The organism is Saccharibacillus sacchari (genome assembly GCF_037722395.1).
Taxonomy (GTDB): Bacteria; Bacillota; Bacilli; order Paenibacillales; family Paenibacillaceae; genus Saccharibacillus; species Saccharibacillus sacchari_A.
On record NZ_JBBKAR010000033.1, the window covers coordinates 398,920 to 410,843 of the forward strand.

11 protein-coding genes are annotated in these 11,924 nt (G+C 52.1%); 9 read left to right on the forward strand and 2 right to left on the reverse strand.

The genetic code is table 11. The features are described 5' to 3' along the window. Window positions 1-262: 262 nt before the first annotated feature. Window positions 263-1,681 (forward strand): NADP-dependent phosphogluconate dehydrogenase, encoded by a 1,419-nt coding sequence (gene gndA, locus WKI47_RS10660; protein ID WP_340227110.1) that lies wholly within the window; start codon window positions 263-265, stop codon window positions 1,679-1,681. A 454-nt stretch (window positions 1,682-2,135) separates the two neighbouring features. On the opposite strand, the gene WKI47_RS10665 is transcribed toward gndA, so the two are convergent. Then, a complete protein-coding gene (locus WKI47_RS10665) occupies window positions 2,136-2,444 on the reverse strand; it encodes a rhodanese-like domain-containing protein (RefSeq protein ID WP_340227111.1) in 309 nt (102 codons plus the stop codon). A 143-nt stretch (window positions 2,445-2,587) separates the two neighbouring features. Here WKI47_RS10665 and aroA point away from each other — a divergent pair, with 143 nt between their 5' ends. From aroA to ptsP, 4 genes are all read left to right on the forward strand, one after another. Further along, window positions 2,588-3,880: a 3-phosphoshikimate 1-carboxyvinyltransferase gene (gene aroA, locus WKI47_RS10670; RefSeq protein WP_340227112.1), complete on the forward strand. Its 1,293-nt coding sequence runs from the start codon at window positions 2,588-2,590 to the stop codon at window positions 3,878-3,880. 17 nt (window positions 3,881-3,897) lie between these two features. Further along, window positions 3,898-4,332: a CoA-binding protein gene (locus WKI47_RS10675; protein WP_340227113.1), complete on the forward strand. Its 435-nt coding sequence runs from the start codon at window positions 3,898-3,900 to the stop codon at window positions 4,330-4,332. Between the two features lie 262 nt (window positions 4,333-4,594). Continuing rightward, complete coding sequence (locus WKI47_RS10680; RefSeq protein WP_340227114.1) at window positions 4,595-6,472, forward strand: glucose PTS transporter subunit IIA; 1,878 nt, start codon at window positions 4,595-4,597, stop codon at window positions 6,470-6,472. Between the two features lie 53 nt (window positions 6,473-6,525). Beyond that, window positions 6,526-8,253 carry a phosphoenolpyruvate--protein phosphotransferase gene (gene ptsP, locus WKI47_RS10685; protein WP_340227115.1) on the forward strand — a complete coding sequence of 576 codons (1,728 nt, stop codon included), beginning with the start codon at window positions 6,526-6,528 and terminating at the stop codon, window positions 8,251-8,253. A 502-nt stretch (window positions 8,254-8,755) separates the two neighbouring features. On the opposite strand, the gene WKI47_RS10690 is transcribed toward ptsP, so the two are convergent. Next, complete coding sequence (locus WKI47_RS10690; protein WP_340227116.1) at window positions 8,756-9,280, reverse strand: type 1 glutamine amidotransferase domain-containing protein; 525 nt, start codon at window positions 9,278-9,280, stop codon at window positions 8,756-8,758. Window positions 9,281-9,557: 277 nt separating this feature from the next. On the opposite strand from WKI47_RS10690, the gene WKI47_RS10695 reads away from it, so the two are divergent. From WKI47_RS10695 to WKI47_RS10710, 4 genes are all read left to right on the forward strand, one after another. Further along, on the forward strand, window positions 9,558-10,010 hold the full coding sequence (locus WKI47_RS10695) for a hypothetical protein (RefSeq protein ID WP_340227117.1): 453 nt from the start codon (window positions 9,558-9,560) through the stop codon (window positions 10,008-10,010). A gap of 131 nt (window positions 10,011-10,141) precedes the next feature. After that, entirely contained in the window at window positions 10,142-10,483 is a 342-nt protein-coding gene (gene ytxJ / locus WKI47_RS10700) for a bacillithiol system redox-active protein YtxJ (RefSeq protein ID WP_340227118.1), read from the forward strand. Between the two features lie 140 nt (window positions 10,484-10,623). After that, window positions 10,624-11,634 (forward strand): catabolite control protein A, encoded by a 1,011-nt coding sequence (ccpA, locus tag WKI47_RS10705; protein ID WP_340227119.1) that lies wholly within the window; start codon window positions 10,624-10,626, stop codon window positions 11,632-11,634. A 57-nt stretch (window positions 11,635-11,691) separates the two neighbouring features. After that, window positions 11,692-11,847 (forward strand): hypothetical protein, encoded by a 156-nt coding sequence (locus WKI47_RS10710; RefSeq protein WP_340227120.1) that lies wholly within the window; start codon window positions 11,692-11,694, stop codon window positions 11,845-11,847. Window positions 11,848-11,924 lie beyond the last annotated feature (77 nt).

Below are 11,924 nucleotides of genomic sequence, written 5' to 3' on the forward strand. Positions count from 1 at the left end.
GGGCGAACAAGCAGGGGGAACATGAAGAGTTTATGAAGCCGGGATTTATTTTCTGAAAAGATTCCGGGTGAACAAAATCGCATTTTTGGCTTACTGACGGACTTTGCGACGTTAAAGCGACCCAATCTTTTTGGAAATACACGGATTAAATATATCATTTTGAATGTATTCCTAATCCCGAGGACTTCACTTTACTAAACAAAACGGGTACAATGAAAAATATTGCAACTCTATTTCATAAGCGAAGGATGGAGAACCTAAAATGTCGAAACAGCAAATTGGCGTAGTCGGCCTTGCCGTCATGGGCAAAAATTTGGCACTCAATATCGAAAGCAAAGGGTTTACCGTCTCGGTATATAACCGCTCCCCGCAGAAGACGCATGATCTGGTCGAGGAAGCAAAAGGCAAAAACCTGATCGGCACGTTCTCGGTGGAAGAATTCGTTCAATCCCTCGAAGTACCGCGCAAAATCCTCATCATGGTTCAAGCGGGTCCCGCAACGGACGCAACCATCGAACAGCTGATTCCTTTCCTGGATCAAGGCGATATCATCATCGACGGCGGCAACGCCTACTTCCCTGACACCCAACGTCGCAGCGAAGACCTTGAAGCCAAAGGCTTCCGCTTTATCGGTACGGGCGTATCGGGCGGCGAAGAAGGCGCGCTGAAAGGTCCTTCGATCATGCCGGGCGGACCTAAGAGTGCTTATGAATTGGTTGAACCGATCCTGACGGCAATCTCGGCTCATGTAAACGGCGATCCTTGCTGCACATACATCGGACCGGGCGGCGCAGGCCACTACGTCAAGATGGTACACAACGGTATCGAATACGGCGACATGCAGTTGATCGGCGAAGCTTACCATTTGCTGAAAGACGTCGTAGGTGCCGACACGGACGAACTGCACCAAATCTTCGGCGATTGGAACAAAGGCGAGCTCGACAGCTACCTGATCGAGATCACAACGGATATCTTCTCGCAAAAAGACGAAGAAACAGGCAAAGCGATGGTTGACGTGATCCTGGACTCCGCTGGCCAAAAAGGCACAGGCAAATGGACAAGCCAAAGCGCACTCGACCTGGGTGTTCCCCTGTCCATGATCACAGAATCCGTATTCGCACGCTTCCTGTCCGCAATGAAGGAAGAGCGCGTTGCGGCAAGCAAAGTGCTGAGCGGACCTAAAACCGAAGCTTTCTCCGGCGACCGCGCCGAGTTTATCGAGAACGTGCGTAAAGCACTGTTCGCAAGTAAAATCGTATCGTACGCACAAGGCTTCGCTCAAATGCGCGCAGCTTCCGACGAATACGGCTGGGATCTGCAATACGGCAACATCGCCATGATCTTCCGCGGCGGTTGCATCATCCGTTCGCAGTTCCTGCAAAATATCAAGGACGCTTACGACAAAGACGCCGCACTCGCAAACCTGCTCCTCGACGACTACTTCAAGGACGTTGTTGAGAACTACCAGGATTCGTGGCGTAAAGTCATCGCGACAGCTGTAACCAACGGTATTCCGGTTCCTGGCTTCTCCAGCGCATTGGCTTACTACGATAGCTACCGCACAGAACGCCTGCCAGCCAACTTGCTGCAAGCGCAACGCGACTACTTCGGCGCGCATACTTTCAAACGTATCGACAAAGAAGGCGTGTTCCACCACGAGTGGCTGCAACTGGACAACTAAGACCCGAATTTTCAAGCCAATCCTTTCGATCCGTTTACGCTCAACTCGATCGAATTCGCAAAAACGGCGGGGGCCGTCTTCCGGGACTGCCCTCCGCCGTTTTTATTTATGTAGAATTCAAACGATATTTTAACGCTTCACAGCGTCTAATTGTTGAATGAGAAAGCAAAACCATGTATAGTACAAGAAGCGGGCAAGCTCACAAGCTATTCAACTCAGGGTTTTATCTGTACACCAAAAAGGAGCCTGACGGCTCCTAGACGTGCAACGGTATAAAGTTCTTATTCCTGGCCAAGCGCCCAGCGGAGGGAGAAATTCAGTGAAAAACGCCTTTGAACTCGGAAAATTCCTTATTCAAACCCAATCCATTTTCCGAGTGAAACAGCGTTTTGAACGAATTTCTCCCGCAGCGTCCAGCTCCCCTACTAATAGGAACTTACTTTACCTTTCCGGATCAGGCTTCGTCTTCGCTCCAGGCAATCATGCCGCCTTCGAGATTGATCACCTTGTCGAATCCGGACTGCTCCAAATATTCACAAGCTCGTTCGCTGCGGTAGCCGCTGCGACAAATAAACACAGTCTCGCGGTCTTGGTCGAGTTCGTCCAATCGGCCAGCCAATTGGCCAAGCGGGATATGGATAGCGCCAGGGATCATTCCCTGAGCGACTTCCTCGGGCTCGCGGACATCGATCATCAGCGGTACATTACCTTGTTCGAGGCGCTCGCGCAGCTCCGATGGTTGGATTTGTGCAATAGAATTCATGGCAATCCTGCCTTTCTTTCGGTTGGGATAAATCCATGATAGCGAAGAGGAAAAAGATGTGTCAAATTTAAATATAGCAGGTTGTCTGATTAAAAACGCGATTTACGCTGGAAGTCAGGCAACCGAATTGGAGGAATATCGGTATGGACGTGATTGTGAGACGAACAGAAAAGCTTGAAGGAACGATCGAGGCACTTTCTTCCAAAAACTATACAACCCGTTACCTGCTGGTTGCCGCGCTTGCGGACGGAACAAGCACGGTTCGTTTCCCGGCACACAGCGAAGATAGCGACGCGATGCGCCGCTGTATTGCAGAGCTTGGCGCGGAGCTTGAAGAAGACGACGAGAAAATCGTGATCAAAGGCTTTGGCCGCAATCCGAAGCGCGTCGCGGAACTCAATGTAGGCAATGCAGGCGCGGTGCTTCGTTTCCTACTCGCGGTTGCGGCTTTGTCGGAAGAGGTTCATTTCGTTAATACGTACCCGGATTCCCTCGGCAAGCGCCCGCACGACGATCTGATCGACGCTCTGCGGCAGATGGGCGCGACAATCGACGACAACGGCGGCCGTCTGCCGATCACGGTTAAAGGACCTGTGCAAGGCGGCAAAATCACGGTATCGGGCGAAGTCAGCTCGCAGTATTTGAGTGCTCTTCTGTTCCTGACGCCGTTACTCGAAGCGGATAGCGAGATCACCGTTACCGGCGACCTAAAATCGAAAGTCGTGGTCGGCCAGACGCTGGAAGTGTTGGAGCAAGCGGGCATCCGGGTCGAAGCGAACGAAGATTACTCGCTGTTCCGCGTACCTGGAGGTCAAGCGTATCGTGCGGGCGAGTATTCGGTTCAAGGCGACTATCCGGGATCGGCGGCGATTCTTTCGGCGGCTGCCGTAGTGCCGTCCGACGTTACCGTGCGCCGTTTGGCCGTACACAGCAAGCAAGGGGAACGAGCCGTGGTGGATGTTTTGAAAATGATGGAAACCCCATTGACGCATGAACATGATATTGCGGTAGTCAAAGGGAACGGTCGGCTGAAAGCTTTGGAATTCGACGGCGATGCCGCGACGGATGCCGTGCTTGCGATGGTAGCGGCGGCTGTTTTTGCTGAAGGTACGTCGCGTTTTTACAATGTGGAGAATCTTCGTTACAAGGAGTGCGATCGCATTACCGATTATCTGAACGAGCTGCGCAAAGCCGGTGCCGACGTCGAGGAAAAGCAGGCCGAGATTATCGTGCACGGGCGTCCGCAAGGCGTTGCGGGCGGCGTTCGGATCGATTCGCATTACGACCACCGTGTCATTATGGCCCTGACGATCGTGGGACTAAGAGCAGACGAGCCGGTGACCATCACGGATGCGCATCACGTTGCCAAGTCGTATCCGGGATTCTTTGATGACATGATCGCGCTTGGCGCAAATGTCGAATGGGTAAAAGAATAAGAAAAGGAGGAATAGCTATGCCTTTTCAAAACCCAAGCCGGGACGAGATCGGTACATTGCTTGAACAAGCAGGCAATATCGCCGTGGTCGGACTTTCCGATAAAACAGACCGGACATCCTATATGGTCTCGCAAGCGATGCAGTCTCGCGGCTACCGGATCATTCCTGTGAACCCGACTGCCGCCGGCCAACAAATCCTCGGTGAGACCTGTTATGCTTCATTGGCCGACGTGCCTGAACCGATCGATATCGTGGACGTGTTCCGGCGCAGCGAATTTTGCGCGGACGTCGCCCGGGAAGCTGTAGCGGTAGGCGCCAAGACGCTTTGGCTGCAATCCGGCGTCTTTAGCGACGAAGCTGCCGATATTGCCGGAGCAGCAGGCCTGACGGTCATCATGGATCGCTGCATCAAGGTTGAAGACGCTGTAACGGGTGCCGGAAGCCGACGGTGATTTGTATCCCATAAGCGAAATTTGTAGTTATGCGTCCATCTTTTTATGAAAAAAGCGACCTCACTTCACCCGAGTGCGGTCGCTTTTTTTAATTGCAATCTTCGATCACGGGCATACACGGCAAAAGGACCTTCGCTTGCCGGATTTCCATATCTTCATCCTGCCTGGATGCTTGTTTTTCTTTCCTTGGCAGCCTCGTAATTTCTTTGACAAACGTTCTTTCAAAGCTTAACATTTGGAGGAAGAGAGGAGAGGGACGTCTTTGAATTGGTTAGGTTCGCTTCAACAGCTCGGCCGGGCCGTGATGATCCCGACGATGGTCTTGCCTGCGGCGGCTATTCTGCTCAGCGCAGGCAGTCTCCCCTGGGGAGCGTGGGGGCTTCCGGCTGTATCCGAAGCGTTGAACGTGGCAGGGTCAGGCGTTCTGCTCTACCTGCCTTATCTATTTGCCGTGGGCGTAGCGCTCGGGCTTGCCAACCAGGCAGGATATGCCGGCCTGGCGGCATTGATGGGCATGACCATCTATGAACGGGTTATCGATCATTTTGCAAGCGGACAGATTCAGCCGACGACGCTGATCGGTATTTTGCTCGGCGCGATTGCCGGTGCATTGTACAACCGCTTCAAAGATTTCAAGCTTCCGGAGACCATCCAGTTTTTTGGCGGATCACGCTTTGTCCTGTTATTTATGGGGCTATTATCGGCGTTATTCGCTTTTGCCATGCTGGCAGTCGGACCCATTCTTCAGGCGCTTATTGATTTCTTGAATCTGGAGGTCCGTTCTACGGGCGGGTTCGGTTTGTTTGTATATGGGATTTTGTACCGGGTGCTGTCGGCTTTCGGGCTGCACCATTTGCTTAACAATGTGGTATGGTTCCAATTCGGTTCCTACGAGACGGCTTCCGGTATGATTGTGCAGGGCGACTTGCCACGATTCTTCGCCGGCGACCCGACAGCGGGAGTGTTCATGGCGGGCTTGTTCCCGATCATGATGTTTGCGTTGCCAGCAACGGCGATGGCGGTGATTCACGAAGCGCGCGAAGACTTGAAGCCGAAGGTACGCAAGACGTTCGTCCGTGCTGCGCTTGTCTGTTTATTGACCGGCGTATCCGAACAGATCGAGTTTGCCTTCTTGTTTGCTTCGCCGTTCCTTTTTGCGCTGCACGCCGTACTGGCGGGATTTGCGATGTGGCTAACGTATGCGCTCGATATCCATCACGGTTTTTCGTATTCGGCCGGCTTGATCGACTTCGTGCTAAACTTCCATTTGTCGACGAACGGCTGGCTGCTGATTCCGATAGGAATCGTGTACGGACTTGGCTATTATGTATTGTTCCGTTGGGCGATTCGCAAGTTCCAGATTCCGACGCCGGGACGCGAGGAAGGTTCGACGCTCGAAGATTGGGCCGGAAACATTCCGTATCGCGCACCGTTGATTTTGCAGGCGTTGGGTGGACGGGAAAATATCGTTCAGGTGCAGGCTTGTATCACGCGGCTTCGTTTGACGGTCAAAAGCGATCGCAAAGTCGACGGGCACGCGCTCAAATCGCTAGGGTCGGCCGGCTTGATCCGATTGGGCGGGGGCAACGTGCAGGTGGTATTCGGCACGTACTCCGAGCTGATCCGCGAAGAAATCAACAAGCTGATCGACCGGGAGCTGGATCACGTTTTGTTCGCATCACCGATGCAAGGCCGGATGATGCCGCTTGACGAAGTGCCGGATCAGATTTTTGCGAAAAAGCTGGTTGGAGACGGGGTTGCGTTTATACCGGAAAAAGATGAACTGGTATCGCCGGTGGCGGGCACGGTGCTGCATATTTATCCGACGCAGCATGCGCTGGGCATTCGCACAAACGAAGAGGTTGACGTGCTGCTGCATATCGGCATCGACACTTCGCATATCGAAGGCGCATTTGAAGCATTCGTTGAAGTAGGGGACATCGTCGAACCCGGACAGCTATTGATCCGTTTCGACCTGCCGCTGCTGCGTGAAAAAGCAAAATCGCTGGCAACGCCGATGTTAATTACAAATCCGGAACGTGTGCGGTCTTGGAGTTTTGCGCCGTTCAAAGCGGTCAAAAAAGGACAAGGGTCGGTCATGTCGGTCGTGCTCTATGACAAGGAGACAGGTTCTAAATGAATGGGCTTCAGTCCGAGCACGATCAAACACAGAGAAACGGGAGGGGGAGGACGATGATTACCTGTATCGGGGCCGCACCTGGCGTAGCGATTGGGAGAGCGTTCGTTCTGCCGACATGGGAGTGGGATATCCCGGACCAGAAGATGGACGTTGTCGATCTGACACGCGAATTCGAACGTCTGACTGAGGGTATCCGCACATCCCGCTGCGAGATCGAAGATATGAAAAAAGAAGTTAAAGAAATGGTAGGACCGGAAGAATCGAGTATTTTCGATGCCCATTTGGCCATTTTGGAAGATCCGGTATTCATGAGTGAAATCAGAGGAATCATCGAACGGCAATACAAAGCAGCGGAAGTGGCGGTCAAGGAAGCGATCGATCACTTCGTTACCATGTTCGATCTGCTTGACGATGAATACATGAAGGAACGTGCCGCGGATATCAAGGATGTGGGCAATCGTTTGCTAAAGCATCTTTTGGGCGCGCCGGAGATCAAGCTTCCTTCCGATACGCAGCCTTACATTTTAGTTGCCAAAGAACTGTCGCCGTCTCAGCTTGTGCATCTCAATCCGAACCATGTGTTGGGGATCGTGACGCTGATTGGCGGTAAAACTTCGCATTCGGCGATCATGGCGCGCGCAATCGGGATTCCGCTTGTCGCCGGGCTTGAAGGCAAGCGCGAAGAAGCATTCCAAACGGGCGAATTGCTGGTGATCGACGGAGACGAAGGCAAGCTGTTTATTGATCCCGATCAAGAAACCCAACGCGTGTACGAAGAAAAACGTCTGAAGCTTCAGCGGAAAAAAGAACAGCTTCAGCTGCTGGCCGAAGTCGATGCGGTCACGCGCGACGGCGAGCAGTTGACGCTGGCGGCCAATATCAGCTCGTTCAAAGAATTGGAAACGTCGATAAAGCACGGAGCCAAAGGCGTCGGCTTGTTCCGCACGGAATTCCTATACATGGACCGTTCCGAATTCCCGACCGAAGACGAACAGTTCGATATTTACCGCCGCATCGCGGAGCGCGCAGCCGGCCATCCGGTCGTGATCCGCACGCTGGATATCGGCGGGGACAAGCAGCTTGACTACTTTGCTTTGCCGGAAGAAGATAATCCGTTCCTGGGCTATCGCGCCATTCGTATCTGCCTGGACCGCCCGGACATTTTCCTGACCCAACTCCGGGCGATCTTGAAAGCCAGCGCGTTCGGCGAAGTCCGCGTGTTGTTCCCGATGATTTCTTCCGTCGACGAAGTACGGCAAGCCAAAGAACTGTTGCGCAAAGCGATGACCCAACTCGACGAGCGGGGCGAAGCTTACGATCCCGATCTTTCCGTCGGCATCATGATCGAAGTTCCGGCCGCTGCCGCGATCGCCGATCTGTTGGCGGAAGAGGTCGATTTCTTCAGTATCGGAACCAACGATCTGGTCCAATACGTCCTGGCCGTTGACCGAATGAACGAACAGATCGCACATATGTATCACCCGTTTCACCCCGCCGTTCTACGCATGCTGCGCATGACTGCCAACGCCGCCCGGGACCGCGGCATCGAAGTCAGCGTCTGCGGCGAACTGGCGGGCGACGAACGCGCAATCCCGATCTGGCTGGAACTGGGCATCCGCAAGCTCAGCATGTCTCCCCAGTCCCTTTTGCGCGTCAAACACCGTGTCCTGAACACAACCGCTTCATCGGCTCGCGAAACCGGCCGCCAAAGCTTCCGTCTCACCCGCTCCGGCGAAATCGAACGTCTCCTATCCGATTTCGTCACTCCCGTGAGCCCTTAAGCGTACGACTTGGAGATCTGGCAAATAACGCGGGTTGTAGAATTGCATGATCGAAGTTGCCGAAGCGAGCGGCCATCGAATAAGTGCCAGTATGCAGTTACTCGAACCGACACAAGTTGAACGAAATAAGTGGATAAACGTACTTATTTGCAAAAAACGATCAAATGAAGATGAAATCCAAAACAGGGAAGGCGAACACTTCGGTTCGCCTTCCCTGTTTTTTTCTTTCCCTTCCCACTAAAACTCCCCACAAAAAAAGCGCCCTTTGAAAGGGCGCAGGCATATCCGCAGGTTCTTATTCCGGCGAGAAGCCTAAGCGGAGGGAGAAATTCAGTTCAAGACGCCTTTGAACTCGGGAAATTCCTTATTCCAATCCAATCCATTTTCCGAGTGAGACAGCGAATTGAACGAATTTCTCCCGCAGCGCCCCAAGCTTCCCCCACGAATAGGAACTCCGGCAATATCCCAAGCGCCCTTTCAAAAAAGGACGCTTTTGATAATGTTACTCCCCCGCTAACGCGTCACAAAAAGCGACGCCGTAAGGAGGCAGATCCGGCGGTCTCCGCGCGGAAATGATATGCCCGTCCGTCACGACCGCTTCGTCTTTCCAGATCGCGCCGGCATTTTCCATATCGTCGCGAATCCCTGGCGTGGAAGTGACCGTTACGCCGTCGAGAATTTTAGCGGACACAAGCACCCAGCCGGCGTGGCAGATTTGCCCGATCGGCTTTTTGGCTTCATGAAGCTCGCGAACCAATTCCAATACTTTCGGATAACGGCGAAGCTTGTCGGGGGCCCATCCGCCGGGAACTAAAATTCCGTCGTAATCCGCGCTGTCCAATTCGTCGAAAGCGTAATCTGTCGTAGCAGGCACGCCATACTTCCCGATATACGTTTTTCCTTTTTCAGCTCCGGCCAGATGAACTTCGGCGCCTTCTTCACGTACCCGGTAGATTGGATACCACAACTCCAAATCTTCGAATTCCTCATCCACCAAAGCAATGACTTTTTTTCCGTTGAGACGCATATTCACCGTTCCTTTCCCTGATAGGCAAGTGATTTAAAAAGATTAATCCGTAACCTTTACCATTGTAGCAGTCTGTCGGGATGTCTGCAAAACGAAGAAAAAAGAGATCAAGAATATTTTTTGAAAGCGCTTAATTAATTTGGAAAACAAGCAGGAATTTGCGTAAGCCATAGCGAATCTATTGCAATAGATCTTATTAACCATGTTCCTTTCGTATTTTCTCGGCCTTTACGTCCTAGGATGAGGTGCAAACTATCAATGTTGGAGGGATTGTTGGATGCTGGAACATTGCAACTGCGGACAAAGATACGATCTGGATTTTCGGCTCGTCGATTACAAAAAGCATGTCAGCATCGACAACGTGCCGGTTCTGATTTGCCCGAAATGCGAACATGAACAGATCCTTCCGCAGCTTAAAGGCGACATGGGCGCGCTGCTGCGGGACCTGCCGCTTGACGGAGAGCCGTACGGCTTGGATTACACGGATTTTAATGAGCTGGCCCACATCGTGTATACGATCTTTACCTGTAGCGAAGTCGACACCAAGGATGCTCTTGAGGTAGAAGTCAAAGAAAACTGTGCAGCGCGTATCAATACTTTGCTGGATTTATACCATTGCGCGAATGATGTTGGCGATCGTTCCTGGATGGAAGAGATCGAGGCGCGTCTGGCTCAGCTCACGGAACAAACGTCCGTCAACGGACAGAAAGCCCGTTTTTCCCCGGCATGAAAAGAAAAGGCAAAACGCGTTTTTTTGACTTCGTTTTGCCTGATTGTTACACTGAAATTTGATATGGGAAGCAAGGCTGATATCACGTACTTGTATCCGAAACTGTCGCAAAATGGAAAGGAGACTGGCTCATGAGCACTTTCACGCAAATTACGACCAGTGAAGAGCTGGAGGCCGCCATCCGCGAGTCGGAAAAGAAGCCGGTGTTGCTGTTCAAACACAGTACGCGTTGCCCAATCAGCGCAGGAGCTTACGCGGAAGCAAAGCGTTATCTGGAAGGATCGCCCAACGAGGAAGCTTCCTACGTTCTGATTCATGTTGTTGAGGACCGCCCAGTATCGCTGGAAGCGGCGGATCGTCTTGGCGTGGAGCACGCTTCTCCGCAAGCGATCTTGCTGAAAGATGGCCGTGCGGTCTGGAACACTTCACATTCGCGGATTACGTCTGCATCTTTGCAAGAGGCACTGTCCTAGGACAGTCGCCTTTTTTGGAAAAAAGTGAAGCGTTAACATTGCGCACCAAGCAAATTTATCGTATCATGGTACTAATGAAAGCTTGAAAGTAATTCATTGAAACCTGATTGAAAAATTTACTGGCAATGGAGAGAAAAGATGTGACGGTAACTATTTATGATGTGGCGCGTGAAGCGGGAGTCTCGATGGCCACCGTTTCCCGGGTCGTAAACAACAACCCTAACGTAAAGCCGCAAACCCGCAAAAAGGTATACGAGGCGATTGAGCGTCTCGGCTATCGTCCGAATGCGGTTGCACGCGGTCTGGCAAGCAAGAAGACGACAACGGTCGGTGTAGTCATTCCTGATATTTCGAACTCGATTTTCGCTGAAATCGCACGCGGCATCGAAGATATCGCCAACATGTACCATTACAATATTATTTTATGTAATGCCGACAAAAAGAAAGACAAAGAAATTCGCGTCATCAATACGTTGCTTGAAAAGCAAGTGGACGGTCTGCTGTTCATGGGCGGAACGATCACCGAAGATCATGTTCAAGCGTTCCAGACGGCATCCGTGCCGATCGTTCTTTGCGCGACCAAAGATGAAAACGGTACGATTCCGTCCGTCGACATCGATCACGAAGCGGCTGCATTTGATGCAGTAAGCACGCTTGTGCGTCATGGGCACCGTGAAATCGCGATGATCAGCGGTACGCTGCAAGATCCGGCAAACGGTTACTCCCGTTTCCAAGGATACAAGCGCGCGCTGGAAACTGCGGGTATCGAGTATCAGGAAGACCTGGTTCGGATCGGCAATTACCGTTACGAGTCCGGTGTGGAAGCGATGAAGTATTTCCTCGGCCTCAAGCATAAGCCAACTGCGATCTTCGCAGCGACAGACGAAATGGCAATCGGTGCGATTCATAGCATTCAGGACGAAGGGTACAAAGTTCCGGATGACTTCTCCATCATCAGCGTCGACAATATTCATATGGCTTCGATGGTGCGTCCTCAGCTGACAACCGTTGCTCAACCGATGTATGATATCGGTGCGGTGGCCATGCGTCTGTTGACCAAGCTCATGAAAAAGGAAAACGTGGAAAACGCTCAGGTTATCCTGCCGCATGAAACGATTCTCCGTCTGTCTGTTGCTCGTGTAAACGACTAGACCATTCCGAATGAATAGCAGGGCCGTTTGAAGGGCCTGGAGGTCGTTGTTTGCCGGATGAACCAGTTGCCGCATGTCATTATTCGTTCAATGTCGGACAAGGCAAACGGCGAGGCCCCGGATAGCTTTGAGGCTTTTACCCAAGTGTTTTCGATTACTTCTGTCGCAATCGTGGCAGCCATGTTGAAAGATTGGGCTGACGATTCGGTTTGAAAAGAAAAAGGCTGTTCCAGCACCGAACGTCGGTGAAGGAACAGCCTTTTTTCATGAAATCAAATCTTACGCTTGGC

What these genes read in the sequence shown, in the direction of transcription:
- WKI47_RS10690 (WP_340227116.1), bottom strand. Translation starts at nt 9,280, where the DNA reads ATGCGTCTCAACGGAAAAAAAGTCATTGCTTTGGTGGATGAGGAATTC.
- WKI47_RS10675 (WP_340227113.1), top strand. Translation starts at nt 3,898, where the DNA reads ATGCCTTTTCAAAACCCAAGCCGGGACGAGATCGGTACATTGCTTGAA.
- aroA (WP_340227112.1), top strand. Translation starts at nt 2,588, where the DNA reads ATGGACGTGATTGTGAGACGAACAGAAAAGCTTGAAGGAACGATCGAG.
- gndA (WP_340227110.1), top strand. Translation starts at nt 263, where the DNA reads ATGTCGAAACAGCAAATTGGCGTAGTCGGCCTTGCCGTCATGGGCAAA.
- ytxJ (WP_340227118.1), top strand. Translation starts at nt 10,142, where the DNA reads ATGAGCACTTTCACGCAAATTACGACCAGTGAAGAGCTGGAGGCCGCC.
- WKI47_RS10695 (WP_340227117.1), top strand. Translation starts at nt 9,558, where the DNA reads ATGCTGGAACATTGCAACTGCGGACAAAGATACGATCTGGATTTTCGG.
- WKI47_RS10665 (WP_340227111.1), bottom strand. Translation starts at nt 2,444, where the DNA reads ATGAATTCTATTGCACAAATCCAACCATCGGAGCTGCGCGAGCGCCTC.
- WKI47_RS10710 (WP_340227120.1), top strand. Translation starts at nt 11,692, where the DNA reads ATGAACCAGTTGCCGCATGTCATTATTCGTTCAATGTCGGACAAGGCA.
- ptsP (WP_340227115.1), top strand. Translation starts at nt 6,526, where the DNA reads ATGATTACCTGTATCGGGGCCGCACCTGGCGTAGCGATTGGGAGAGCG.